Raw genomic sequence first — 24606 nt, 5'->3', positions numbered from 1 at the left:
CCATATCCGGATACTTGGCGCCTCCTCTTCCGGGAGCGCCGTATGTCGTTGCTGATCGTGCTTGCCGCGCTGGGCTTCCTGATGCTGGTGGCCTACCGCGGCTACAGCGTCATCCTGTTCGCGCCCATCGCCGCGCTGGGGGCGGTGCTGCTGACCGACCCCTCGCTGGTGGCGCCGATGTTCACCGGCTTGTTCATGGACAAGATGGTGGGCTTCCTGAAGCTGTACTTCCCGGTGTTCCTGCTCGGGGCGGTGTTCGGCAAGCTGATCGAGCTGTCCGGGTTCTCCAAGTCGATCGTGCAGGCGGCGATCGGCCTGTTCGGGCCGCAACGGGCGATGCTGTCGATCGTGCTGGTGTCCGGGCTGCTGACCTACGGTGGCGTGTCCCTGTTCGTGGTGGTGTTCGCGGTGTACCCGTTCGCCGCGGAGATGTTCCGGCAGAGCGACATCCCCAAGCGGTTGATCCCGGCCACGTTGGCGGTGGGCGGCTTCAGCTTCACGATGGATGCGTTGCCGGGTACGCCGCAGATCCAGAACATCATCCCGACCACGTTCTTCGGCACCGATACCTGGGCTGCGCCGGTGCTGGGCATCCTCGGCAGCCTCTTCGTGCTCGGCGTCGGCATGGCCTACCTGGAATGGCGCCGCCGCGTGGCCGCGCGTCATGGCGAGGGGTATGGCGACCCGGCGACGCTGGTCAACGAGCCGGCGCCGTTCGCCGGCACCACGCTGGCCAACGCCGGGGTGGCGGTGCTGCCGCTGGTATTGGTGTTCGTGTCCAACAAGCTGCTGACGCTGGGGATCCCGCACTGGTACGGGGCCGAGCACAGCTTCGTGCCCGCGGTGCTCGGCAAGGCCGCACCGGTGGTGCAGGAGGTGCCGAAGATCGCCGCGATCTGGGCGGTGGAAGGCGCATTGCTGGTCGGCATCGCCACGGTGCTGGTGCTGGCCTGGCGGCCGGTGGTCATCCAGTTCGCCGAAGGCACCAAGGCCGCCATCGGCGGTGCGCTGCTGGCGGCGATGAACACCGCCTCGGAGTACGGCTTCGGCGCGGTGATCGCGGCGCTGCCCGGCTTCATGGTGGTGGCCAACGCATTGGGGGCGATCAAGGACCCGCTGCTGCACGAAGCGGTCACCGTCACCGGGCTGGCCGGCGTGACCGGATCGGCCTCCGGCGGCATGAGCATCGCGCTGGCGGCGATGTCGGAGACCTTCGTCGCCAACGCGCAGGCGGCCGGCATCCCCATGGAAGTGCTGCACCGGGTCGCCTCGATGGCCTCCGGTGGCATGGACAGCCTGCCGCACAACGGTGCGGTGATCACCCTGCTGATGGTGACCGGGCTGACCCATCGGCAGGCCTACAAGGACATCTTCGCGGTGACGATCATCAAGACGGTCGCGGTATTCGTGGTGATCGGCATCCATTACGCAACCGGTTGGGTGTGACGGCGGCAGGGCAACACCCGCGGGCGTGTTTCTCCCCGTGGTGACTTCGGCACGACTTCATCCACGACTCACGCATGAGGATCTGGCTATGAAATCCGGCATCGAGATGATCAAGGCGGGCCTGCTGGCCCTGTGTGCATGGTTTGCAGTGGCGGGCCCCGCGCACGCGCAGGCGGTGGGGCATTGGGATTTCGGCGTATACGGCAATCTTTACGGTGCCCGTGAATACCAGGTGTGGGTACCGGCCGGCTACGACCCGGCGCAACCCCGGCCGTTGCTGCTGGTGCTGCACGGCTGCGTCAACGGGCCGAACCTGATGGGCGAGGCTTCCGGCTTCAACGACGTGGCCGACGTGGAGGGCTACATCACGGTGTACCCGCGTCAGAACGTCACCGCCAACCCGGCACGTTGCTGGAACTGGCAACTGCCGGTCAACCAGGCGCGCGGCAGCGGCGAAGCGTCGATCCTGGCCGGGATCGTGGATGCGGTGAAGGGCGATTACAACGTGGATGCGCGGCGGGTCTACGTCACCGGCATCTCCGCCGGCGGTGCGATGACCTCGATCATGCTGGCCTGCTACTCGGACGTGTTCGCCGCCGGCGCGGTGCACTCCGGCGGCATGTACAAGGGTGCGACCACCGTTTCCGGTAGCGCCTACGCGCTGCTGGCCGGCAGCATCTACTCCCCGGACGGCAACGGGCGCAGCGCCTGGGAGTGTTCGGGCTCGCCGTCGCCACGGCCGATCCCGCTGCTGGTGTTCCATGGCAGCGCCGATGTCACGGTCAACCCGGTGAACGGCCAGCAGGCGGTGCGCCAGTTCCTGCAGACCAATGACCTGGCCGATGACGGCATCGACAACGACTCGGTCAAGTACGTACCCACCAGCACGATTGCCGGACAAGTGCCGGGCGGGCGTGCCTACACCGTCTACAACTACACCTATGGCGGACAACTGCTGGCCCAGCACTACGTCATCCACGGAATGGGGCATGCCTGGAGTGGCAGTACCTCCGGGCTGCCGTTCACCGACCCGAAGGGCCCGGACGCAACCCTGATCACCTGGCTGTTCCTGAAGGGCTACCAGCGCTGAGCGCTGGCGCCTGGTGATCTGCCTGCCGCCATCCCGGACCTGATGCAGGTCCGGGATGGCGGCGGTGCATGGAGGACGGCGGGCCGTCGGCCGGCCGGCGCGTACGCGGGCGACCGTGTTACGCAACTGCAATGTTGTGCAGTGATGATCTGCGCGCTTTCATGCCGCGCCATCGGTGCGGCCCGGGCCGAACGGACTCATCACCTGCCAACCAAGGGCAACTCCATGCAGCTTCACCCTGTTTCACGTGTTTTCAATCGTTCCATCCGCACGCTGCCGCGCCGCTCGCTGCTGGCGCAGGCTTGCGCTCTGCTGGTCCTGCCGCTGGCCACACAGTCCGCGCTGGCGCAGGACGCCGCGCCAGGCGCCGAGCGCAGCGCGGCCACCGCGCTGGACACCATCACCGTCACCGCAGAGCGCCGCGAGCAGAACCTGCAGGACGTCGCGGTCTCGGTTGGCGTGGTCCAGGGCGAAGCACTGCGCAGCTATACCGAAGGCGCCGACGACACGCTGCTGGCGCTGTCCGGCCGGGTGCCGAGCTTCTATGCCGAGACCACCACCGGGCGCATCTTCCCGCGTTTCTACATCCGCGGCCTGGGCAACATCGACTTCTACCTGGGCGCCTCGCAGCCGGTGTCGATCATCCAGGACGACGTGGTGCTGGAGCACGTGGTGCTCAAGTCCAACCCCGTCTATGACGTGGACCAGGTGGAAGTGCTGCGCGGCCCGCAGGGGTCGCTGTTCGGGCGCAATACCACCGCCGGCATCGTCAAGTTCGACACGGTCAAGCCGAGCCAGGAGGGCAGCGGCCGGGTCAACGTCAGCTACGGCAGCTACAACACCGTGTCCATCGACGGCGGCATGGGCGGTGCGATCAACGACGTGCTGTCCTACCGCATCTCCACCCTGTACCAGCACCGCGACGATTGGGTGGACAACACCTACAGCGGCCCCAGTGCCGACGGCACTGTGACGCCGAAGAAGGACGCGATGGGCGGCTACGACGACCGCAACCTGCGCCTGCAGCTGCTGTTGCAGCCCAACGAGCAGTTCTCGCTGCTGGCCTCGGCGCACACCCGCGACTATGAAGGCACCTCGACCCTGTTCCTGCGCAATGCGCTGACCAAGGGCAGCAACCGCGTGGACGTGGCGCGTGACAAGGTGGCCTACGACGAAGCCGGCAACAACCCGCAGGCCTACAAGACCCACGGCGGATCGATCAAGGCGACCTATGACTTCGGTACCACCACGCTGACGTCGATCAGCGCCTACGAAACCACCTCCGGCTACAGCCGCGGTGATACCGACGGCGGCGCCGCGGCGGACTACCCGGTCGGTGGCGTGCCCAACGGGTACGGCCAGTCGATGGGACAGGTGCGCGACCTGGACCAGTTCACCCAGGAAGTGCGCCTGGCTTCCAACCGCACCGACCCGTGGTCATGGCAGGTGGGCGGGTTCTACTTCGATGGCCGCGACACCACCGATTTCTACCAGCGCGCCTGGTTCCTGCAGACGGCCGCGCACAACCCGAACAACTGGGTGCGCCTGCGCAACACCAACACCTCCTGGGCTGGTTTTGGCCAGGTGAGCTGGAAGGCGACCGACGCGCTGACCCTGACCGCCGGCATCCGCGCCACCAAGGACGAGAAGCGCACGCGCCTGCTCAAGACCGCCGACACCACCGCCGGGGCCGTGACCTACAAGGGGCGTCGCGATGTGGCGATGTCCGATACCCAGCCCAGCTGGGACCTGAGCGCGATGTACGAGGTCAGCCCCGAACTGAGCGTATACGCCCGCGTGGCACGTGGCTTCCGTGGCCCGACCATCCAGGGCCGCTCGGCGGTGTTCAACGCCGATTTCACCACCGCCGATTCGGAAACCATCCTGTCCTGGGAAGCCGGCATCAAGAGCAGCCTGTTCGACAACCGCCTGCGCCTGAACGTCAGCGGCTTCACCTATGCGGTGGATGACATCCAGCTCAACGGCAACGACTCCAACGGCAACGGCGTGTTGTTCAACGCCGACAAGGCCCGGGCCTACGGCCTGGAGGCCGACCTGGACTGGCGCCCGATCCCGAACCTGTCGCTGACCGCCGGCCTGAGCCTGCTGCACAGCAAGATCCAGGACAAGCGCGTGTATGCGCAGGTCTGTGCGCTCAACGGCGTGGTGGTGTGCACGGTCAACGACCCGACCATCAAGATCGGCAGCAATGTCTACGCGCAGATCGACGGCAACCCGCTGCCGAACGCCCCCAGGTACAACATCAATCTGGCCGCCCGTTACGACGTCCCGATGGGGGATGACGGTGCATTGTTCTTCGCCACCGACTGGAACAAGCAGGGGCAGACCCAGTTCGTGCTGTACAGCAGCGACGAGTTCCATTCCAAGGGCAACTTCGAAGGCGGCCTGCGCGTGGGTTACACAGGCGGCTACGGTGCCTGGGAAGTGGCGGCGTTCGCGCGCAACATCACCAACGAGAAGAACCTCAAGGGCGTGATCGAGAACTACATGGCCGCGGTGTACAACGAACCGCGCATCATCGGCGTCTCGTTCAACTACAACTGGCGATAAGTGTTCAACGGGGCCTGATGGCGACTCGCGTTTTTTAGCCCCTCTCCCGCGTGCGGGAGAGGGGTTGGGGTGAGGGCCCTGTGCGGAGGTATCGCCCCTGGACGGTGCTGGGAGCACGCTGAGCGCAGCTCCCTCATCCGCCATGCAGGCACCGTTGTCTGCGTGAGCCCCTCTCCCGCGTGCGGGAGAGGGGTTGGGGTGAGGGCGCTCTGCGGAGGTATCGCCCCTGGACGGTGCTGGAAGCACGCTGCGCGCAGCCTCCGCATCCGCCTTGCAGGCGCCGTTGTCTGCGTGAGCCCCTCTCCCGCGTGCGGGAGAGGGGTTGGGGTGAGGGCGCTCTGCGGAGGTATCGCACCTGGACGGTGCGGGAAGCACGCTGCGCGCAGCTCCCTCATCCGCCTTGCAGGCGCCGTTGTCTGCGTGAGCCCCTCTCCCGCGTGCGGGAGAGGGGTTGGGGTGAGGGCACTTCGCGGAGGTATCGCATCTGGACGGTGCGGGAAGCACGCTGCGTGCAGCCTCCTCATCCGCCTTGCAGGCACCTTCTCCCGCCAGCGGGAGAAGGAAACCGCCAAAGCCAAAAGCAAACCAAGCCCTGCGAACGCCGGTTGGTTTACGCCATGCCGGCTCCGACCGTGGCACGTACCGGGATGCCGGTCGGGTCGAAGTCCTCCAGGCAGAACACGTTGATACCGTAGAAATCCGGCGTCACCCGCTTGCGGTGGAACGGGTAGATGCCGCAGGTGGCGCAGAAGTAATGGTGCGCGGTGCGGGTATGGAACTGGTACTCGACCAGCTGCTCCTGCCCGGACAGCAGTTCGAACGCGGATTCGTGCACCTTGACCATCAGCGCGTTCCGGCGCCGGCAGATGGAGCAGTCGCAGGTGGTCAGCTCGGGGAAGTCGGTCTGGATACGGAAGCTGACCGCGCCGCAGTGGCAGCTGCCGCGGTAGGTCTGCAGGGGGCGGTGGGGCATGCGGGGCTCCGTTTGGGTCATGCTGCGCGCCGACGTGCCTGGCCGCGCGGGGCGGATCATACTGGCGCATCATCGGGCGTCATGGGAGAGGGGCGATGCGCGCATTCCTGAAAGGGCTGCTGGCCGTGGTGGTGGGCTTGGTCGTCGGCAGCGCGGTGAACATGGGGCTGATCCTGCTGGGCGCACGGGTGGTACCAGCGCCGGCGGGCGTGGATACCACCACCAGCGAAGGCCTGGCGGCGGCGATGCCGCTGCTGGGGCCGGCCCATTTCGTCTTTCCCTTCCTGGCCCACGCACTGGGCACGTTCGCCGGCGCGCTGCTGGCCACCTGGATCGTCGGCCGCGTGAGCCGGGTGCCGGCGGCCGTGATCGGCGTGCTGTTCCTGGCCGGTGGCATCGCCAGTTGCTTCATGCTGCCGGCGCCACGCTGGTTCGAGGCGCTGGACGTGGTGCTGGCCTACCTGCCATTCGCATGGCTGGGCTATCGCTTGGGACGACGACCGGCCTAGTCGATCAGGCGCGGCCGAAGCCGCGCCTCCACTACACGGCTCACGCGTGGGTGCGCGCGAGGTTGCCGCGGTTGTCGCGCAGCTCGCGTATCCACCACTGGTGCGGCGTGGCATCGCTGATGAAACGCAGGTGGGTGGCCATCGCCAGCAGGGCGCTGTCATCCGGGTCGAGCTGCTTCCAGGCGTAGCCCAGCAGGTCCGGGGCCTGTTCGGTGAACTCGAACCCGTCATGGTCGAACAGGAAGACCTTCCCGGCATCGGCGCCGTGGGTGGGTATCAGCAGGTAGTTGCCGGTGCGGGGTTCCTCGCCGACCACCAGCGCATCATCGGCCCATTCCGGCAAGTACTCCTCGCGTTCGTCCTCAGCCATGTCCTCGGTCCAGCCATCGAACCCGGAACGCAGCAGCGCCCACTCCGACGGCGCGGCGAGCCGCACGGCGGCTTCACCGCTGTCCTCGTCGCCGTAGAACAACACTTCGCCGAATTGCCGGTAGAAGTCACGCAGGCCCGCCAGGTCAGGGACGCCTTCGATGCCTTGCGCCGGGGCCAGCCGATGGCGGAAGTCGATGGTGCGGGTGATGTTGGCATCGTCCAGTGCTTCACACAGGAACGTACCGTTGTGCGCGTCGATGGCATGGTGCAGCGCCTGGTGGGTGGTCATGGCTGTCCTTGGCGGTGTGGATAGGGCGCCGGTGGCTCAGGCGCGATGGGACTTGGCGTAGCTGTCGCGTTCGATCTCGACCAGTTGCACGCTGGTCTGCAGGGCATTGCCATTGGCCGGCACGGCCGCTTCCAGCGCTGTCAGCAAGGCCTGGGCGATCTCCTGGCGAACCTGCAGTGAGCGCCCCGAGAGCAGGGACAGCGTCGCCGCCAGGAAGGCGCGGGGCGCGTTGTCGGTGCCAATGGCCACGCAGTCGAACGCCAGCGCACGGGTCTTGATGTCGGCCTCGTCGAAATGGCCGGTGCCGACCAGGGCGTGGTTCAAGCCGCGCAGCACGGCCGGGCTGATCGCGGTACCGAGGTTGTCGCTGTATTCAAGGGTGAGATGTGGCATTCAGGACCTGGACGGGGCGGCGTGGAAGGAAGGCCCGCAGTATCGCCTGCGGCGGCCGGATCAATGCGCCGATGACGACGTTGCCGGTGCAGGGCCGGTGGCGCGCGTCGCGCGATCCAGTGCACGGACAAGACGCTCGACCTGGGCATGTTCGTAGTGGATATGCGGCGGCGTGCCGGCGTTGGGCGCGGCGGCATCGGCGCGGCGCAGCACTGCCTGCAGCCCGCTGTTGGCCCCATAGCGGGGGGCGTCGATCTCCAGCATGCGTGCCTCCGGCATGCCGTACAGGGCGTGATGGAGCTTGATTGCATCAAGCAGGGTCAACGCCGGCCCGGGGTGCATGCCGTCTTCCGCATACCAGGGCAGGTCCGGCAGGTGCCGCGAGAGGCCGGCCAGGGTCTGCGAGATCTCGACGTATTCCGCACCGGCCTGGCGCGCGGCCGCGGCTTCCTTTTCCACCAGCGCGGCCGAGGCCTGCGCATTGGCCTGGTAGGTGCCCAGCACCAGCACGCGCGCCTGCACGGCGCGGGCGGCCTCGGCCAGTACCTGCAGCGCATGCTGCGACTGCTCGCACCGTTGCCGCCCGCCCAGGCAGAGCAGGTCGCCGCCGCGTTCCTGCAGCACCAGCACCTGCGGTCGTCGTCCGGCCAGCGCTGTCTGCACGCTGCCATCGGCCAGCCGCTCGCTGAGCGTGGCGCCGCCCTCAAGGATCATCTCGGCCTCGACCGCATGGCCGTTGGCCTGGGCCAGCGCGGCGAAGGTCGCCGGCAGGTTGCCGTAGTAGGTGAGGCTGTTGCCCACGAACAGGATGCGCTGGGGCGGCGCGGGCTGCACGGCGCAGGCGGGGGTGACAGCGGACAACCAGAGCGCGGCCAACAGGATCCATCTGCGCATTGCGTGCTTCCCTTCAGGAGATCAGGCCGCTGTGACCCGGCTTACCAGTCGATGGTTCCCTGGATGACGGTCTGCACCTGGCCGCCGGACCAGACCTCGCCGTGGTCGTCGATGCTCAGCTCCAGCAACGCGTCGTGGCCGACCTCGCGCCCCTGGCTGGCGGTGTAGCGCTTGCCGCTGCCGGGCAGGGCGCCACGTTCGTCCAGCCATGCCGCGAGCACGGCGTTGGCCGCGCCGGAGGCGGCGTCCTCGAAACGTCGACCGTTGCCGACGAAGGCGCGCACGACCAGCTGGTAGCCCTCGCCGCTGCTGCGGGCGTAGGCGAACACGCCCATCGCGCCGGTGGCCTCGGCCAGCGTGGCGATCGCCTCCCAGTCCGGTGCAAGGCCGCGCAGGCTGGCTTCGTCAGCCACCTCGACCACCCACCAGCGGCGGCCGCCCTCCATCAGCGCCGGCGGCAGTTCGCCCAGCGGCCAGCCATGGATTGCCGGTTGCAGGCGCGCGTCATCGGCGGTTGCCACTTCGGCCACCGAGGCACGCGGGGTGCGGATGGCGATGGTGCGCACGCCGTCCTGCGTGTGGATGCGCAGCGGCAGCTGGCCGGCGATGCCGTCCTGGATCAACTGGCCATCGACCGCCGCGGCGACGCCGGCTTCGAGTACCGCATGTGCGCTGCCGACGCTGGGGTGGCCGGCGAACGGCACTTCCTTCTGCGGCGCGAACATGCGGATGCGGTAACTGGCGCCGGGAACGGTCGGCGCACTGATGAAGGTGGTTTCGGGCAGACGGGTCCAGCGGGCGATGGCCTGCATGGCGGCATCGTCCAGGCCGTCGGCGTCGAGCACGACCGCCAGCGGGTTGCCGGTGCCGGGACGGGGTGCGAAGACATCAAGTTGCAGGAAGCGGCGGGTGGTCATGGGCAATCCGTGGAGAAGCAATGCGGTAGACAGCCCCTCTCCCGAGTAGCGGGAGCGGGGTGGGGGAGAGGGGGCGACGTCACCACTCGATCTGGCCGGAGATCACCGGCTGCACCTCACCGCCGATCCAGATCTGGGAATCGATATCCACCTGCACCCGCACTTCGCCGTTACGGCCCAGTTCGCGTCCCTGGCTGGCCAGGTATTGGTCGCCGGGCTTGATCCGGCCCTGCGCGAGCAGGTGCGCGGCGACCAGCGCGTTGGCGCTGCCGGTCACCGGGTCTTCATTGACGCCCACGCCGGGCGCGAAGGCGCGCACGACGTACTGGTAGCCCACGTCCGGGCGGTCGGCCGGGGCAAACACGGCCAGCTTGCCGCGCCCGGGCAGGGCGGCGATGGCCGCCAGCTCGGGGGTGTAGCGGCGCAACGCGGCCTCGCTGGAGGCTTGCAGCAGCCACCAGTCCGGTCCGTTGTTCCACAGCACCGGGCTCTGGCCAGGATGGGCCAGGGTGGCCAGGCCATCGGGCAGGACCGGGACGGGCTGCTCGCGGCGCTCGGCCTGCGGGCTGCGGACCTTGATCTGGCGGAACCAGCGCCCGCCCTGCACGTGGACCGGCAGCATCCCGGCGGCGCACTGCTGCACCAGCCGGCCGTCCTCGTCCGGCGTGGCCAGGCCCAGTTCGACCGCCGCCCACGCCGCGCCCACGCTGGGGTGGCCGGCGAAGGGCAACTCGCCCTTCGGGGTGAAGATGCGGACGTGGTAACTGGCGCCCTCGTCCGGCGGCAGGAAGAAGATGGTCTCGGAGAGGTTCAGCCAGGCGGCGATGGCCTGCATGCCCTGGCTGTCCAGGCCGTCGCTGTCGACGATCACGCCCAACGCGTTGCCGGCGCCGGGACGGGCGGAAAACACATCCAGCTGCAGATAACGGCGTACGGCCATCGCGGGGGACACTCCAGGAAGGGGGCCGGGCAGCTTACCAGTGCAGGTTTGCCTGGATCACCCGCTGGACCTGGCCGCCGATCCAGATGTCACCCTGGGCCTCCACGCGGAGCTGCACCTGCCCGTCGCGGCCCACTTCGCGGCCCTGGCTGGCGACATAGCAGCCATCGATGCCCGGCAGTTGGGCGCGCTCCCGCAGCCACGCAGCGATCAGAGCGTTGGCGCTTCCGGTGACCGGATCCTCGGGGACGTCAGGTGCATCGGCGGGGCAGAACGCGCGCACCACCAGCGCATGCGTCGGGCAGGGCTCGGGGGCGAACAGGGCCACGCCGGTGGCAGCGGTGGCGATGCTCCAGTCGCGCAGCGCGGCCATGTCCGCGACCAGCGCACGCAGGCTGGCGGCGTCGCGCGCCGGCAGCAGCCACCAGCGCGGGCCGTTGTCCCACAGCTCCGGCGGCTGGCCGGCGGCGGCCAGTGCACGCAGTTGCGCGGGGACCGCCCCGGGGGGATCCGGCAGCCGCCGCGGTGGCGGGCTGGCCAGTTCGATCAGCGGTGCCTGCGGCGGGCCGGACACCCGTACCGGCAGCCGACCGGCCGCGCATTGCTGGACCAGCAGGCCGTTGCGCGGGCGCACCCGCCCGCAGGTCAGCGCTGCCCATGCCGCCCCCACGCTGGGGTGGCCGGCGAACGGCAGCTCGCAGCATGGGGTGAAGATGCGGACGCGGTAACTGGCCTGGTCATCCGAGGGCAGCAGGAAGACCGTCTCGGACAGGTTCAGCCAGGCCGCGATGGCCTGCATGTCCTGGCTGTCCAGCCCATCGCTGTCGAGAACGACGCCCAACGGGTTGCCGGCGCCGGGCCGGGCGGAGAACACATCCAACTGCAGATAGCGGCGAGCGGTCATTGCGGTATGGGGAACAGGGCAGGCCAGCTTAGGCAAGCCGCACGCAAATGTCGCACCACCAAATGTCGCAGCACGGGTAGGAGCGGCCTCGGCCGCGAAGCTGGCCAGGCATCGGTGTCCCGAATCGCGCAACCGGGGGATCCATCGGCTTCGCGCCCGAGGGCGCTCCTACGGGGTGGCTGTTCAGGTGGATGACCCGGATCGTTGCAAGTGCTACTTTCTTCGCCCCGGGAGGGGGCGGGCTGGAATGGTATCTCCCGAAATCAGCGGTCCGGCCCCATGGGCCTTGGCATAGAATCGGGGGTTCCGCCCGCATTGCCGGGTCTTTCTCCCACTGTGAACCCCCAAAGCCAATGTCCGCTTCCCCAATCGCTGATCGCTGGATCGTCCTCAAGTTCGGTGGCACCTCGGTGTCCCATCGGCATCGTTGGAACACGATCGGGGAACTGGCGAAAAAACGTGCGGACGAGACCGGTGGGCGTGTTCTGGTGGTGGTGTCGGCGTTGTCCGGCGTCACCAATGAACTGACCGCCATCGCCGACGGCGCGGCAGACAGCCGCGAACGCGTGGCCGCGCTGGTCCAGCGCCACAACGACTTCCTCGCCGAGCTGGAGCTCGGCAGCGAGGTACTGGCCGAACGGCTGGCCGCGCTGCAGTCGCTGCTGGACGACCCGCGCGCCGCCAGCCGCCCGCTGGACTGGCAGGCCGAGGTGCTGGGGCAGGGCGAACTGCTGTCCTCGAGCATCGGTGCCGCCTACCTGCGCAGCAGCGGCCTGGATTTCGGCTGGATGGACGCCCGCCAGTGGCTGCATGCGCAGCCGCCGGCACCGAACCAGACTGCCTGGTCGCAGCGCCTGTCGGTGAACTGCCAGTGGCAGGGCGATGCCGACTTCACGCCGCGCTTCTCCGCGCAGCCCACGCGCATGCTGATCACCCAGGGCTTCATCTCGCGCCACGGCGACGGTGGCACCGCCATCCTGGGCCGTGGTGGCTCGGATACCTCGGCCGCGTACTTCGGCGCGCTGCTCGGTGCCAGCCGCGTGGAAATCTGGACCGACGTGCCGGGCATGTTCAGCGCCAACCCGAAGGACGTGCCCGACGCTCGCCTGCTGACCCGGCTGGACTACTACGAGGCGCAGGAAATCGCCACCACCGGTGCCAAGGTGCTGCACCCGCGCTCGATCAAGCCGTGCCGTGACGCCGGCGTGCCGATGGCCATCCTCGACACCGAGCGCCCGCACATGCCGGGCACCAGCATCGACGGCAACGCCGAGCCGGTGCCGGGGGTGAAGGCGATCAGCCGCCGCAACGGCATCGTGCTGGTGTCGATGGAAGGCATCGGCATGTGGCAGCAGGTCGGCTTCCTGTCCGACGTGTTCAACCTGTTCAAGAAGCACGGCCTGTCGGTGGACCTGATCGGTTCGGCCGAGACCAACGTGACCGTGTCGCTGGACCCGTCCGAGAACCTGGTCAACACCGACGTGCTGGCCGCGTTGTCGGCCGACCTGTCGCAGATCTGCAAGGTCAAGGTGATCGTGCCGTGCGCGGCCATCACCTTGGTCGGCCGTGGCATGCGCTCGCTGCTGTACAAGCTCTCCGACGTGTGGGCCACGTTCGGCAAGGAGCGCGTGCACATGATCTCGCAGTCGTCCAACGACCTGAACCTGACCTTCGTCATCGACGAGGCCGACGCCGACGGGTTGCTGCCGATCCTGCACGACGAGCTGATCGGCAGCGGCGCCATGCCGGTCTACGAAGAGCAGGTGTTCGGTCCGCGCTGGCGCGAGATCATCGGCACCATCCGCCCCCGGCAGACGCCGTGGTGGCAGGCGCCGCAGCAGCGCCAGAAGCTGCTGGAGCTGGCCGCACAGGGCACGCCGGCCTACATCTACGACCTGGACAAGGTGCGCGAGCGCGCCCGCCAGTTGAACGCCATCAGCGCCATCGACCGCCGTTTTTACGCGATCAAGGCCAACTCGCACCCGGATATCCTGCGCACCCTGGCCGCCGAAGGGTTCGGCCTGGAATGCGTGTCGCAAGGGGAAGTTGAGCTGGTGTTCGCGGCGGTGCCGGACCTGGCGCCGGAGCGCGTGCTGTTCACCCCGAGCTTCGCGCCGATCGGCGAGTACGCCGCGGTGCTGGCGCGCGGTGTCAACGTCACCATCGACAACGTCGAGCTGCTGCAGCACTGGCCGGAGGTGTTCCGCGGCCGCAAGCTGTGGGTGCGCATCGACCTGGGCCATGGCGACGGCCACCACAAGAAGGTCAACACCGGCGGCAAGGATTCCAAGTTCGGCCTGTCGGCGCTGCGCGTGGACGAGTTCATCGCCGCCGCGCGCGCGCTGGATATCCGCATCACCGGCGTGCACGCGCACCTGGGCAGCGGCATCGAGAACGCCGGCCACTGGCAGCAGATGGTCGATGAAATGGCCGGTTTCGCGCGCCGCATCGGCAGCGTGGAGATCCTGGACATCGGCGGTGGCCTGCCGGTGCCGTACAGCGACGACGACGAGCCGTTCGACCTGGACGCCTGGGCCGCCGGCCTGGCCGCGATCAAGGCGGTGCACCCGGCGTTCCAGCTGGCGGTCGAGCCCGGCCGCTTCATGGTGGCTGAGTCCGGCGTGCTGCTCACCCATGCCTCGCAGGTGGTGGAGAAGGACGGCGTGCGCCGCGTCGGCCTGGATGCCGGCATGAATGCCCTGCTGCGCCCGGCGCTGTACGACGCCTGGCACGACATCGCCAACCTGTCGCGGCTGGACGATGCGCGTGATGTTGATTTCAGCGTGGTCGGCCCGATCTGCGAATCCAGCGACGTGTTCGCGCAACGGGTGAAGCTGCCCGGCACCACCGCGCCGGGGGACGTGATGCTGATCGCCGACGCCGGTGCCTACGGTTTCAGCATGGCCAGTACCTACAACCAGCGCGTCCTGCCGCGCGAAGGCGTGGTCAATGCCTGACGCCCACCTTTTTTTGTCGTCCCGCCGCGCGCCCGCGCGAAAGCGGTTCGTTTGATTCGGATACGCCATGACAGCTTTTGATAAACACCAGGTTTCCCGTTTCCGCTTCGTCCGCTGCGATTTCGCTGCGGACACCGGCGTGGCGCGGCTGGTCTACGCCTTCGACGACGGCCCGGAGATGACCGAGACCGTCACCGTGCCGGGTGCGCCGTTCCAGCTGGAGGGCGAACGCGCCGCAGCCGTGCAGCGTGCCTTGCAGCTGCTGCACCTGATCGCCGGCGTGAGTTACTACAAGGCTGGCGTACCCGCGCAGGTCAGCATCGACAGCTATGCCATCGATGCCGACACCGCCGCCCTGGTGGAAACCATCTACCTCAACGGCCTGGGGGAGTTCGCCTACCGCAATGGCTTGAACCTGCGCGGCAGGTTCAAGCTGCCGGTGGCTTCGCTCCCCTCTCCCGCCAGCGGGAGAGGGGCAGGGGGTGAGGGCGGCTCTGCTCCCAATCTCAACCTCTCCCACCATGCCCTGGTCGCCATCGGCGGCGGCAAGGATTCGCTGGTCAGCATCGAAGCCCTGCGCAATGCCGGCGTGGCCGAAACCGTCACCTGGATCGGTGGCTCGCAGCTGATCCGCGCCTGTGCCGAACGCACCGGCCTGCCGATGCTCAACATCGGCCGCACGCTGGCCCCGGAGCTGTTCGAGCTCAATCGCCAGGGTGCATGGAACGGGCATATCCCGGTCACCGCGGTGAACTCGGCGATCATGGTGCTGGCCGCGCTGGTACAGGGCGTGGACCAGGTGGTGTTCTCCAACGAGCGTTCGGCCAGCTACGGCAGCCAGATCGCCGGCACCGGCGAGGTCAACCACCAGTGGTCCAAGGGCTGGGCCTTCGAGAAGGCGTTCGGTGAGTACGTGCAGCAGCACGTGGCCGCCGACCTGCAGTACTACTCGCTGCTGCGCCCGCTCTCGGAACTGGCGGTGGCCCGCCAGTTCGCCAGGACCGATTTCTACGACGCGCATTTCTCCAGCTGCAACCGCAACTTCCACATCCTCGGCGAGCGTCCGGTGAACCGCTGGTGCGGCGTGTGCCCCAAGTGCCACTTCGTGTTCCTGGCGCTGGCCCCGTTCATGCCCAAGACGCGCCTGGTGCGCATCTTCGGCCGCAACCTGCTCGATGACAGCGAGCAGGCCGGCGGCTACGACGCGCTGCTGGAGTTCCAGGACCACAAGCCGTTCGAATGCGTGGGCGAGGGCAAGGAATCGCGCGCGGCGATGGCCACCCTGGCCGCGCGTCCGGAATGGAAGGAAGACGTGTTGGTGAGGCGCTTCGCCAACCTGATCCAGCCGACGCTGTCGGCGGAAGAATTGAAGATCGAGCCGTTGCTGGTCATCGACGGCGAACACCGCATCCCGGCAGCACTGTGGGAGCGTCTGCGTGCGAATTTCGCAGCTTGAAGGCAAGCGTGTCGCGCTGTGGGGCTGGGGGCGCGAGGGCCGTGCCGCGTTCGCGGTACTGCGCCAGCGCCTGCCACGGCTGCCGCTGACGCTGTTCTGCCCGCCGGCCGAGGCCGAGCAGGCGCGTGCCGAGACCGGTGGCGCGCTGCAGGTGGAAACCGACATCACGGGCGCGGCACTGTCGCGCTTCGAGGTGGTGATCAAGTCGCCGGGCATCAGTCCGTACACACCCGCGGCGCAGCAGGCCAGCGCGCAGGGCACGCAGTTCATCGGCGGTACCTCGCTGTGGTTCAGCGAACACGCTGATGCCGACGGCAACCTGCCCAATACGGTGTGCGTGACCGGCACCAAGGGCAAGAGCACCACCACCTCGCTGCTGGCGCACCTGCTGCGCGCGGCGGGGCATCGCACCGGCCTGGTGGGCAACATCGGCTTGCCGCTGCTGGAAGTGCTGGACCCGCAGCCGGCGCCGGACTACTGGGCGGTGGAGCTGTCCAGTTACCAGACCGGCGAAGTGGCGCGCAGCGGCGCGCGCCCGGACGTGGCGATCGTGCTGAACCTCTTTCCCGAGCACCTGGACTGGCACGGCAGTGAGCAGCGCTACATCGACGACAAGCTGTCGCTGGTGACTGGCGGGCATCCGCGTGTCGCGGTGCTCAACGCCGCCGACGAACACCTGCGCGCGCTGCAGCTGCCGCATAGCCAGATCGTGTGGTTCAACCAACCCGAGGGTTGGCACATGGTGGGCGAGGTGGTGCATCGCGGTGCGCAGCCAGTGTTCGATACCTCGAACACGCCACTGCCGGGGCGTCATAACCGCGGCAACCTGTGTGCGGTGCTGGCCGCGCTGGAAGCGATGGGCCTGGATGCGGTGGCCTTGGCCCCGGCGGTGCAGGGCTTCCGTCCGCTGCCCAATCGCCTGCAGACGCTGGGCACACGCGACGGGCTGCGTTGGGTCAATGATTCGATCAGCACCACGCCGCATGCCTCGCTGGCCGCGCTGGACTGCTTCGGCGGGCAACGCATCGCGCTGCTGGTGGGCGGGCATGACCGCGGCGTGGACTGGCACGATTTCGCCGCGCACATGCGCGACGACGCGCCGGTGGAGATCGTGACCATGGGTGCCAATGGCCCGCGCATCCACACCCTGCTGCAGCCCTTGGCCGATGAGGGCCGGTTTGGCCTGCATGCCGGCGGCGACCTGCCGCATGCGGTGGAACTGGCGCGTGGTGCACTGGGTACACAGGGCGGGGTGGTGTTGCTGTCGCCGGGTGCACCGAGTTTCGGTGCCTACAAGGACTACGTGGCGCGTGGTCGTCATTTCGCTGAACTGGCCGGGTTTGACCCGGACCTGATCAGCGCGATTCCCGGATTGGGCGTGGGCTGAGCGGGGCGCTGGCTTCTTGGGCCAGAAGCTTCCCCCTCACCCCAACCCCTCTCCCGCAGGCGGGAGAGGGGCCAGTGCGCTACGAGCCGCAGCAATCCGAGCCCCACTCCCGTTCATGGGAGAGGGGTTGGGGTGAGGGCCGCGTTTGCCCGTAGACTCCGCGACATAACCCAACCCGGAGCACTCCCATGCAAGCAGCACGAAAGTGGCAGTTGGCAGCGTTGGCTTTGAGTCTTTCGGCGGCGATGCCGGCCTTGGCGAAAATGCAGCAGCGCCCGGTCGAATGGCAGCACGGCGGCGCCACCTACAGCGGGGTGCTGGTCTATGACGACGACGGGGATGCGCGCCGCCCGGGCGTGGTGATGGTGCCGAACTGGCGGGGCGTGAATGCCTCGGCCGTCGCCAAGGCCGAGCAGATCGCCGGCGACGACTACGTGGTGCTGGTCGCCGACGTCTACGGCAAGCAGGTCCGCCCGAAGGACAACGATGAAGCCGCCGCGGCCTCCAAGCCGCTGCGCGAGAACCGCGCCGAACTGCGTGCGCGTGCCCAGGCCGCGCTGGAGGCGTTGAAGGCACAGGCCGGCAAGGCACCGCTGGATGTCGCCCATATCGGTGCGGTGGGGTTCTGCTTCGGCGGTACCACGGTGCTGGAGATGGCGCGCGCGGGGATGCCGCTGGCCGGCGTGGTGAGCCTGCACGGCGGCCTGTCCACGCCGAGTCCGGCCGCTGCGGGCAGTGGCAAGGTGCCGATGCTGGTGCTCAATGGCGCGGCCGACCAGGGCGTCAGTGCCGGGGACATCGCTGCGTTCGGCACGGAAATGGATGGCGCCGGCACGGACTGGCAGTTCGTCAATTTCAGCGGCGCGGTGCATTGCTTCGCCGAATCCGATGCCAACAGCCCGCCGGGCTGCCTGTATGACCCGCGCGCTGCCAAGCGTGCATGGAAGATGATGGACAACTTCCTGGAAGAGCGCCTGGAGCACTGACCCGTGGGGCCGGGCCACGCCCGGCAGGGGGTACCCGGCAAGGCTTCAGCGGGGCATGGCTCCGCTGAAGCGCGTGCGATCAGCGGGCCTGGCGGGCGGCGTCGATGGCGCCGCTGATCGCCGCGTGGGCCTGGGGACTGTTGCGCCAGCAGCTGCTGCCCAGCATGGCCGAGGCCTGGGTCACGATGTCCATCGTCTCGGCGTCGGCCAGCTGTGCCAGCGAGTGGAAGCCCAGCTGCTCCAGCCGTGCCACCACGGTGGCACCCACGCCCTTTACCGCCAGCAGCACGGTGCGCTCTTCGGCGCTGAAGCCTTCGGCTGCCATGGCTTAGTGGCTACGCTCGATGGCGTAGCGGGCCAGCCCGCGCAGGGCGGCGACGGCGTCGCTTTCCGGCAGGCCTTCCAGCGCCTGTTCGGCCGCGTCGGCATATTCCATCGCACGCTTGCGGCTGTAGTCCAGGCCGCCGGTGGCATGGATGGCGGCCAAGACTTCCGGCATGGCAGTGGCATCGCCGTTCTGCACGATCTCGCGCAGGCGCTGGCGGGTGGTTTCGTCCGAATGGGCCATGGCGTGGATCAGGGGCAACGTGGCCTTGCCTTCGGCCAGGTCGTCGCCCAGGTTCTTGCCCAGCTCGTCGGCGTTGGCCGAGTAGTCCAGCACGTCGTCGGCGATCTGGAACGCATAGCCCAGGTGCATGCCGTAGTCGAACAGCTTCTGCTGCACCGCCTCGTCGGCACCGGTGGCCAGCGCACCCAGGCGGGTACCGGCGGCGAACAGCACCGCGGTCTTGCGCTCGATCACGCGCAGGTAGGCCGCCTCGTCGGTGTCCGGGTTGTGCACGTGCAGCAGCTGCAGCACCTCGCCCTCGGCGATGCGGTTGGTGGTGTCGGCCAGGATCTGCATCACCGGCATGCGGTCCAGCTCGACCATCAGCTGGAAGCTGCGCGAGTACAGGAAGTCACCGACCAGCACGCTCGGCGCGTTGCCCCACAGCGCGTTGGCGGTGCTGCGGCCCCGGCGCAGGTCCGATTCGTCGACCACGTCATCGTGCAGCAGGGTCGAGGTGTGGATGAACTCGATGATCGCCGCCAGCTGGTGGTGCTCCGGCCCGGCACCGCCGACCGCGTGGCCGGCCAGCATCACCAGCATCGGTCGCAGGCGCTTGCCGCCGGCGGAAATGATGTGGTCGGCGATCTGGTTGATCAGCACCACGTCCGAGGACAGGCGGCGGCGGATCAGCGCATCGACCGCGGCCATGTCCGGCGCGGCAAGGGTCTGGATGGCGGGCAGGCCCAGCGCGGGGCGGAGGTCTTCGGCGAGGCTCATACGGTTGCTTCTGGGGGTACCCGCCGATTATAGGCGGTGTGCGCCCCGGGGGGCCGGAAACGCTTCCGGCCCAGTGAATACGTATGCAAGCGACACCACCGGCAAAGTGGCGACGCTAAGCTGACCGGCATCTGTTTTCAGCCCCCTGTGGGGCTCCTGAAGCCCGGAGGGGGGCGCTCGATGTCGAAGACTCCATGGTGGCGCGGCGCCGTCATCTACCAGATCTATCCGCGCAGCTACCTGGATACCGATGGGGATGGCGTGGGCGACCTGCCGGGCATCATCGAGCGCCTGGACTACATCGCCTCGCTGGGCGTGGATGCGATCTGGGTCTCGCCGTTCTTCAAGTCGCCAATGGCCGATTTCGGCTACGACATCGCCGACCAGCGCGACGTCGACCCGTTGTTCGGCAACCTGGCCGATTTCGACCGCCTGCTGGCCAAGGCGCATGCGCTGGGCCTGAAGGTGATGATCGACCAGGTGTTCAGCCACACTTCGGTGGAGCATGCCTGGTTCAAGGAAAGCCGCGAGAGCCGCGACAACCCCAAGGCCGACTGGTACGTGTGGGCCGACGCGCGTGAGGACGGCACGCCGCCGAACAACTGGCTGTCGATCTTCGGCGGCGTGGCCTGGCGCTGGGAGCCGCGCCGCCGCCAGTACTACCTGCACAACTTCCTGTCCTCGCAGCCGGACCTGGATTTCCATAACCCGGCGGTGCAGCAGGCGACGCTGGACTACGTGAAGTTCTGGCTGGACCGGGGCGTGGACGGGTTCCGCCTGGACTCCATCAACTTCTGCTTCCACGACGCGCAGCTGCGCGACAACCCGCCCAAGCCGGAAGACCAGCGCGTGGGCCGCGGCTTCAGCCCGGACAACCCGTACGCCTTCCAGTACCACTACTACAACAACACCCGCCCGGAGAACATCGGCTTCCTGGAGCGCCTGCGCGCGTTGCTTGACCAGTACCCGGGCGCGGTGACGCTGGGCGAGATCTCCTCGGAGGATTCGCTGGCCACCACCGCCGAGTACACCGCGCCGGGCCGCCTGCACATGGGCTACAGCTTCGAGCTGCTGGTGGACGACTACAGCGTGGAGTACATCCGCAGCACCGTGGAAAAGCTGGAAGCGACCATGCGCGACGGCTGGCCGTGCTGGGCGGTGTCCAACCACGACGTGCAGCGCGCAGTGACGCGTTGGGGCGGCCACCCGGCCAATCCGCAGCTGGCCAGGATGCTGGTCGCGCTGGTGTGCTCGCTGCGCGGCTCGGTCTGTATCTACCAGGGCGAGGAGCTGGGCCTGGGCGAGGCGGACGTGCCGTTCGAGGCGCTGCAGGACCCGTACGGCATCACCTTCTGGCCGAACTTCAAGGGCCGCGACGGCTGCCGCACGCCGATGCCGTGGACGGACCAGGCCCTGGCCGGCTTCACCCTAGGCAAACCGTGGCTGCCGATTCCGGCAGAGCACCGCGCGCTGGCAGTGCAGGCGCAGGAAGCGGACGGTGATTCGACACTGCATGCCTTCCGCAGCTTCCTGCGCTGGCGCAAGGCGCATCCGGCGTTGGTAGAGGGGACGATTCGTTTCCTGGACAGCACTGAGCCGGTGTTGTTGTTCGAACGTCAGGCGGGTGATGAGACCTTGCTGCTGGCGTTCAATCTGTCAGGGGATACGGTGCGGCATGCGTTGCCGGCCGGGGAGTGGCAGGCCTTGGCGCTGCCGGGTCCAGTGGCCGGTGCGCTGGAAGCTGGCGAACTGGTACTGGCTGGAAACGCGGTGTACTGCGCACGTCGCAGCTGAGTCCCCGTTTCTCTCTTTCATGCAGGCGGAGATGGCATCTCCGCCTTTTCTTTGGCTGTGGCTTGGCTGTTGCTGTTGCTGTGGCTGTGGCTTAAGCCCCTCTCCCGTTCACGGGAGAGGGGTTGGGGTGAGGGTGCTCTTGGCTGCAATCCAAAGTTGAAGCCAAGCCAAAGCTCCCCCATCCGCCCTCCGGGCACCTTCCCCCGCAAGCGGGAGAAGGGAATGACCAAGGCCAATGCTGAATCGAAAGCCGAAGCCGAAGCCGAAGCCGAAGCCGAAGCCGAAGCCGAAGCCGAAGCCGAAGCCGAAGCCAAGGCCAAGGCCAAGGCCAAGGCCAGAGCAGAGCAGAGCAGAGCAAAAGCAAGAGCCAAAGCAAGAGCCGAAGCAAGAGCCGAAGCAAGAGCCAAAGCCAAAGCCAAAGCGCTTCCCGCCTGTGGGGGGATCAGGGCACAACTTCCCAGGCAGAGTTCGCCGCTGCTGCACCAGCACCAGTGCAGTGCCAGCAGGTTGTTCCTGGACAGCACTCCCGCCAAGTTGAAAGCACTTCCCCGGTAACCCGCCACGACATCGTTGCCACCAACGCAGAAGGCCCGCTGCACACGCAGCGGGCCTTTACTGTGTCTCCGGTCAGAACGGCTTAGAACTTGTAGTTCACGCCGACCTGGTAGGTGCGGCCCCATTCCACGGCTTCCAGCGGACGGTCCTTGCTGCCTGCGTAGGTCTCGTACTTGGAGTTGGTCAGGTTGCTGGCCTGCAGGAACAGGCTCAGGCCCTTGAACATCGTGCCGTCGCCGAAGCTGTAGCCCACCTGCGCGTCCAGCACGTCCTCGCCCTTGACGTAACGCAGGGTGCGATTGCCGTTGAAGTTGCCGATCTCACCGATGAAGTCCGAGCGCTTGCGCTGGTTCAGGCGTACTTCGAAGCCACTGTTCTCGTAGTAGGCGGTGAAGTTGTACACGCGCTTGGACAGGCCCGGCAGCATGATCGGCTCGGAGCCGACGCTGGAGGTGGTGCCCGGGTCCGGCGGGATGGTGATGTTGCTGTCGTTGAAGCTGGCGCTGGCGACCACGCCGAAGCCGCGCAGGCCTTCGAAGAACAGGTCCAGCGGCAGCGAAGCGGTCAGCTCGGCGCCGCGCAGGCTGCCACCGTTGCCGTTGAACGGCGCGGTGTAGGTGCCGGTCTTGTCGACCACGATGCCCGGCGGCAGGGTGATGGCGTTGGCTTCCAGCCAGGCATCGACCTGCTGGGTGAAGTCATAGCCGTCGCGCTTCTCGGTGTAGATATAGGTCTTCAGGTCCTTGAAGAACACCGCGGCAGCCACGTAGGCCTTGTTGCCGAAGTACTTTTCCCAGGACAGGTCGATCGCGTTGGCCACCCACGGGTCCAGGTTCGGGTTGCCACCGCTGGCGCCGGGCTTGCCCTGGTTGGTGTCCACACCGAATTCCATCGACGCGCGCAGCTCATCCACGCGCGGGCGTGCGACCTGGCGGGCCAGGGCGAAGCGCACGGTGTTCTCGGCCGGCAGTTCAAAGGCCAGGTTCAGGCTCGGCAGGAAGTCGAGGTAGCTCTTGCCTTCGTTGATCGGGATGACCTGGCTGCCGACCGGCTGCCCGCCATCCCAGTAGTTCGAGCTGGAGGACTGGCGCACGTGCTGGGCCTGGATGCCGACGTTGCCGCGCACCGGGATCGAGCCGATCTGGGTGCTGATGTTGGCACGCAGGAAGGTGGTGGTGATCTCCTCGTCCACCGTCCATTGCTTCGGGATCAGGTAGCTCTCGGTGGTGGTCGGGTTGAACACCATGTAGCGGGCCACGGCGGCGGGCACGTTCCAGGCCGGGATGTAGCCGGCACCGGCAAAGCCCAGGTTGACCGGCTTGTACTGCAGGTCGCCGGCGATGCTGGTGATGCCCTGCGCGCCGAGGTTGATGTTGCCTTCGGCCTGGGTCTTGTTCTTGCTGCGGTCGGCGTAGTTCACGCCCACGTCGAAGTCGGAGAACCAGTTGAAGCCGTCCGGCACCGGGAAGGTCGCCATCAGCTTGAAGCCCTTCAGTTCGTCATCCACGTGCGGGGTCTTGCCATAGCCCGAGCCGTAGATGGTGTTGGTCAGGTACAGCTTGCTGTAGTCGGAGTAGTCCATGCCCGGGGTGAACTGCGGGAAGCCGCCGCCACCGTAATTGACCGTAACCGAATCCAGCTGCGGTGCCGGCAACAGCTGCAGGTTGTTCTCCAGGTTGATCTCGTCGCGTTCGGCCTTGGACCAGCTGACGTCGGCCACCACGCGCACGCGCTCGAAGTTGAACTCGTTGTTCCAGCCCAATGCCTTGATGCTGTCCTCGCGGTGGTTGTACATGCCGCGCACCAGCGGGTAGACGTTGTGCGCGGTACCGCTGACGAAGCTGCCGTTGCCGTTGACCACCACGTCGGTGACATCCAGTGGGCCGTAGCCGCCGTTGTAGTCGCCCAGGTGGATCTCCATCTGGTTGGCGGTGTCGTATTCCTTGGCCTTGGTGTAGAAGGCGTCCAGCGTGCTCGTCCAGGTGTTGTTGGGACGGAACTGCAGGGTGGCCATCACGCCGTCGCGCTTGGAGTGGCCGGTGCGGCGCAGTGCCTTGATGCCGTCGGAATAGTAGGTGCCGGCGGCGACGCCCGGGCGCCAGTCATCGCCCCCCAAGGCCTGCCACGGCTCGTACAGGCCGACCTGGTTCTCCTGCTTGGACATCTCCGAGTGGGAGTAACCGATCGCCAGGCCGATGGTGTCGTCGGCGAACTTGTCGACGAAGCTGGCATTGATGCGGTTGCCATACGGGTCTTCGCCGGCGGCTTCGCCCAGCGAGTTCTTCTGGTAGCGGCCGCTGATGGCGATCACGCGGTCACCGTAGCTGAGCGGGCGCACGGTCTGCATGTCCAGCGTGCCGGACAGGCCCTGGCCGACCAGGCCCGAGTCCGGGGTCTTGTAGACGGTGACGCCGCTGATCAGTTCCGACGGGTACTGGTCGAACTCGACGCTGCGGTTGTCGCCGGTGCTGACCATCTCGCGCCCGTTGAGCAGCGTGGTGGCGAAGTCGGGCGACAGGCCGCGCACGCTGATGACCTGGGCGCGGCCGGCGACGCGCTGGGCGGCCAGGCCGGGCAGGCGGGCGATTGATTCGGCGATGCTCACGTCCGGCAGCTTGCCGATGTCCTCGGCCGAGATGGCTTCCACGATCGAGGTGGAATCACGCTTGACCGAGATGGCGCTCTCGATGCCGCGGCGGATGCCGGTGACGGTGACCGTGTCCAGGTCGGTGGCGTCGGCCTTCTTGGCGGTTTCGTCGGCGGTTTGCGCCTGGACGCCGGTGGCGGTCAGTGCGATGGCGGACGCGAGCGCCGCGCTCAACAGGTTGCGCTTGGTGTTCAACATT

At 67.7% G+C, this 24606-nt stretch carries 20 protein-coding genes; 10 read left to right on the top strand and 10 right to left on the bottom strand.

Features of this window, described 5'->3' with window-relative positions; translation table 11 throughout:
- The first annotated feature begins 42 nt into the window (after window positions 1-42).
- The 3 genes from ACIPR8_RS12905 (at window position 43) to ACIPR8_RS12895 (ending at window position 5107) form a co-directional block, all read left to right on the top strand.
- On the top strand, window positions 43-1446 hold the full coding sequence (locus tag ACIPR8_RS12905; RefSeq protein WP_446541289.1) for a GntP family permease: 1404 nt from the start codon (window positions 43-45) through the stop codon (window positions 1444-1446).
- A gap of 88 nt (window positions 1447-1534) precedes the next feature.
- Complete coding sequence (locus ACIPR8_RS12900) at window positions 1535-2536, top strand: extracellular catalytic domain type 1 short-chain-length polyhydroxyalkanoate depolymerase (protein ID WP_192286453.1); 1002 nt, start codon at window positions 1535-1537, stop codon at window positions 2534-2536.
- Between the two features lie 225 nt (window positions 2537-2761).
- On the top strand, window positions 2762-5107 hold the full coding sequence (locus ACIPR8_RS12895; protein ID WP_446541288.1) for a TonB-dependent receptor: 2346 nt from the start codon (window positions 2762-2764) through the stop codon (window positions 5105-5107).
- Window positions 5108-5717: 610 nt separating this feature from the next.
- Here the strand turns inward: ACIPR8_RS12895 and ACIPR8_RS12890 are convergent.
- Window positions 5718-6080: a GFA family protein gene (locus ACIPR8_RS12890; RefSeq protein ID WP_192286451.1), complete on the bottom strand. Its 363-nt coding sequence runs from the start codon at window positions 6078-6080 to the stop codon at window positions 5718-5720.
- A 95-nt stretch (window positions 6081-6175) separates the two neighbouring features.
- On the opposite strand from ACIPR8_RS12890, the gene ACIPR8_RS12885 reads away from it, so the two are divergent.
- On the top strand, window positions 6176-6589 hold the full coding sequence (locus tag ACIPR8_RS12885; RefSeq protein WP_446541287.1) for a hypothetical protein: 414 nt from the start codon (window positions 6176-6178) through the stop codon (window positions 6587-6589).
- Window positions 6590-6629: 40 nt separating this feature from the next.
- Here ACIPR8_RS12885 and ACIPR8_RS12880 read toward each other — a convergent pair whose 3' ends face one another.
- The 6 genes from ACIPR8_RS12880 to ACIPR8_RS12855 form a co-directional block, all read right to left on the bottom strand.
- Window positions 6630-7250, bottom strand: coding sequence for a hypothetical protein (locus ACIPR8_RS12880; protein ID WP_446541286.1), 621 nt, complete (start codon window positions 7248-7250; stop codon window positions 6630-6632).
- 36 nt (window positions 7251-7286) lie between these two features.
- Entirely contained in the window at window positions 7287-7643 is a 357-nt protein-coding gene (locus ACIPR8_RS12875) for a 5-carboxymethyl-2-hydroxymuconate Delta-isomerase (RefSeq protein ID WP_446541285.1), read from the bottom strand.
- Between the two features lie 60 nt (window positions 7644-7703).
- The gene (locus ACIPR8_RS12870) at window positions 7704-8537 is read right to left on the bottom strand and encodes a hypothetical protein (RefSeq protein ID WP_446541284.1); all 834 of its coding nucleotides are present in this window, start codon (window positions 8535-8537) and stop codon (window positions 7704-7706) included.
- A 41-nt stretch (window positions 8538-8578) separates the two neighbouring features.
- Window positions 8579-9454, bottom strand: a complete 876-nt coding sequence (locus tag ACIPR8_RS12865) for a PhzF family phenazine biosynthesis protein (protein WP_192286446.1) — start codon at window positions 9452-9454, stop codon at window positions 8579-8581.
- Window positions 9455-9533: 79 nt separating this feature from the next.
- Window positions 9534-10394, bottom strand: coding sequence for a PhzF family phenazine biosynthesis protein (locus ACIPR8_RS12860; protein ID WP_446541283.1), 861 nt, complete (start codon window positions 10392-10394; stop codon window positions 9534-9536).
- Window positions 10395-10428: 34 nt separating this feature from the next.
- Window positions 10429-11298, bottom strand: coding sequence for a PhzF family phenazine biosynthesis protein (locus ACIPR8_RS12855; RefSeq protein WP_446541282.1), 870 nt, complete (start codon window positions 11296-11298; stop codon window positions 10429-10431).
- A 353-nt stretch (window positions 11299-11651) separates the two neighbouring features.
- On the opposite strand from ACIPR8_RS12855, the gene ACIPR8_RS12850 reads away from it, so the two are divergent.
- From ACIPR8_RS12850 to ACIPR8_RS12835, 4 genes are all read left to right on the top strand, one after another.
- Complete coding sequence (locus ACIPR8_RS12850) at window positions 11652-14255, top strand: bifunctional aspartate kinase/diaminopimelate decarboxylase (RefSeq protein ID WP_446541281.1); 2604 nt, start codon at window positions 11652-11654, stop codon at window positions 14253-14255.
- A 67-nt stretch (window positions 14256-14322) separates the two neighbouring features.
- Complete coding sequence (murL, locus tag ACIPR8_RS12845) at window positions 14323-15711, top strand: UDP-N-acetyl-alpha-D-muramoyl-L-alanyl-L-glutamate epimerase (protein ID WP_446541280.1); 1389 nt, start codon at window positions 14323-14325, stop codon at window positions 15709-15711.
- Window positions 15692-17098, top strand: a complete 1407-nt coding sequence (murD, locus tag ACIPR8_RS12840) for a UDP-N-acetylmuramoyl-L-alanine--D-glutamate ligase (protein ID WP_446541279.1) — start codon at window positions 15692-15694, stop codon at window positions 17096-17098. Before murL ends, murD begins: the two co-directional genes overlap by 20 nt.
- A 188-nt stretch (window positions 17099-17286) precedes the next feature.
- On the top strand, window positions 17287-18084 hold the full coding sequence (locus ACIPR8_RS12835; RefSeq protein WP_446541278.1) for a dienelactone hydrolase family protein: 798 nt from the start codon (window positions 17287-17289) through the stop codon (window positions 18082-18084).
- Between the two features lie 79 nt (window positions 18085-18163).
- Here the strand turns inward: ACIPR8_RS12835 and ACIPR8_RS12830 are convergent, their stop codons facing one another.
- Both ACIPR8_RS12830 and ACIPR8_RS12825 read right to left on the bottom strand, forming a co-directional pair.
- A complete protein-coding gene (locus tag ACIPR8_RS12830) occupies window positions 18164-18409 on the bottom strand; it encodes a helix-hairpin-helix domain-containing protein (RefSeq protein WP_446541277.1) in 246 nt (81 codons plus the stop codon).
- 3 nt (window positions 18410-18412) lie between these two features.
- Window positions 18413-19411, bottom strand: coding sequence for a polyprenyl synthetase family protein (locus tag ACIPR8_RS12825; RefSeq protein ID WP_313253788.1), 999 nt, complete (start codon window positions 19409-19411; stop codon window positions 18413-18415).
- Window positions 19412-19591: 180 nt separating this feature from the next.
- Here ACIPR8_RS12825 and ACIPR8_RS12820 point away from each other — a divergent pair, with 180 nt between their 5' ends.
- Window positions 19592-21205, top strand: a complete 1614-nt coding sequence (locus tag ACIPR8_RS12820; RefSeq protein ID WP_446541276.1) for an alpha-glucosidase — start codon at window positions 19592-19594, stop codon at window positions 21203-21205.
- A gap of 222 nt (window positions 21206-21427) precedes the next feature.
- Window positions 21428-21760, top strand: coding sequence for a hypothetical protein (locus ACIPR8_RS12815; RefSeq protein ID WP_446541275.1), 333 nt, complete (start codon window positions 21428-21430; stop codon window positions 21758-21760).
- Between the two features lie 82 nt (window positions 21761-21842).
- Here the strand turns inward: ACIPR8_RS12815 and ACIPR8_RS12810 are convergent, their stop codons facing one another.
- Complete coding sequence (locus ACIPR8_RS12810) at window positions 21843-24605, bottom strand: TonB-dependent receptor (RefSeq protein WP_446541274.1); 2763 nt, start codon at window positions 24603-24605, stop codon at window positions 21843-21845.
- Window position 24606: the final 1 nt, after the last annotated feature.

The sequence above is a fragment of the Stenotrophomonas sp. LARHCG68 genome (assembly GCF_052871705.1).
This window is presented reverse-complemented; position numbering and strand designations above follow the sequence as displayed.

Excerpts from the sequence above, each read along its gene's own strand:
- ACIPR8_RS12835 (WP_446541278.1), top strand. The coding sequence starts at position 17,287 with ATGCAAGCAGCACGAAAGTGGCAGTTGGCAGCGTTGGCTTTGAGTCTT.
- ACIPR8_RS12885 (WP_446541287.1), top strand. The coding sequence starts at position 6,176 with ATGCGCGCATTCCTGAAAGGGCTGCTGGCCGTGGTGGTGGGCTTGGTC.
- ACIPR8_RS12815 (WP_446541275.1), top strand. The coding sequence starts at position 21,428 with ATGACCAAGGCCAATGCTGAATCGAAAGCCGAAGCCGAAGCCGAAGCC.
- ACIPR8_RS12860 (WP_446541283.1), bottom strand. The coding sequence starts at position 10,394 with ATGGCCGTACGCCGTTATCTGCAGCTGGATGTGTTTTCCGCCCGTCCC.
- ACIPR8_RS12890 (WP_192286451.1), bottom strand. The coding sequence starts at position 6,080 with ATGCCCCACCGCCCCCTGCAGACCTACCGCGGCAGCTGCCACTGCGGC.
- ACIPR8_RS12850 (WP_446541281.1), top strand. The coding sequence starts at position 11,652 with ATGTCCGCTTCCCCAATCGCTGATCGCTGGATCGTCCTCAAGTTCGGT.
- ACIPR8_RS12830 (WP_446541277.1), bottom strand. The coding sequence starts at position 18,409 with ATGGCAGCCGAAGGCTTCAGCGCCGAAGAGCGCACCGTGCTGCTGGCG.
- ACIPR8_RS12810 (WP_446541274.1), bottom strand. The coding sequence starts at position 24,605 with ATGTTGAACACCAAGCGCAACCTGTTGAGCGCGGCGCTCGCGTCCGCC.
- ACIPR8_RS12865 (WP_192286446.1), bottom strand. The coding sequence starts at position 9,454 with ATGACCACCCGCCGCTTCCTGCAACTTGATGTCTTCGCACCCCGTCCC.
- ACIPR8_RS12900 (WP_192286453.1), top strand. The coding sequence starts at position 1,535 with ATGAAATCCGGCATCGAGATGATCAAGGCGGGCCTGCTGGCCCTGTGT.
- murL (WP_446541280.1), top strand. The coding sequence starts at position 14,323 with ATGACAGCTTTTGATAAACACCAGGTTTCCCGTTTCCGCTTCGTCCGC.
- ACIPR8_RS12870 (WP_446541284.1), bottom strand. The coding sequence starts at position 8,537 with ATGCGCAGATGGATCCTGTTGGCCGCGCTCTGGTTGTCCGCTGTCACC.
- ACIPR8_RS12855 (WP_446541282.1), bottom strand. The coding sequence starts at position 11,298 with ATGACCGCTCGCCGCTATCTGCAGTTGGATGTGTTCTCCGCCCGGCCC.
- ACIPR8_RS12820 (WP_446541276.1), top strand. The coding sequence starts at position 19,592 with ATGTCGAAGACTCCATGGTGGCGCGGCGCCGTCATCTACCAGATCTAT.
- ACIPR8_RS12895 (WP_446541288.1), top strand. The coding sequence starts at position 2,762 with ATGCAGCTTCACCCTGTTTCACGTGTTTTCAATCGTTCCATCCGCACG.
- ACIPR8_RS12880 (WP_446541286.1), bottom strand. The coding sequence starts at position 7,250 with ATGACCACCCACCAGGCGCTGCACCATGCCATCGACGCGCACAACGGT.
- ACIPR8_RS12875 (WP_446541285.1), bottom strand. The coding sequence starts at position 7,643 with ATGCCACATCTCACCCTTGAATACAGCGACAACCTCGGTACCGCGATC.
- ACIPR8_RS12905 (WP_446541289.1), top strand. The coding sequence starts at position 43 with ATGTCGTTGCTGATCGTGCTTGCCGCGCTGGGCTTCCTGATGCTGGTG.
- ACIPR8_RS12825 (WP_313253788.1), bottom strand. The coding sequence starts at position 19,411 with ATGAGCCTCGCCGAAGACCTCCGCCCCGCGCTGGGCCTGCCCGCCATC.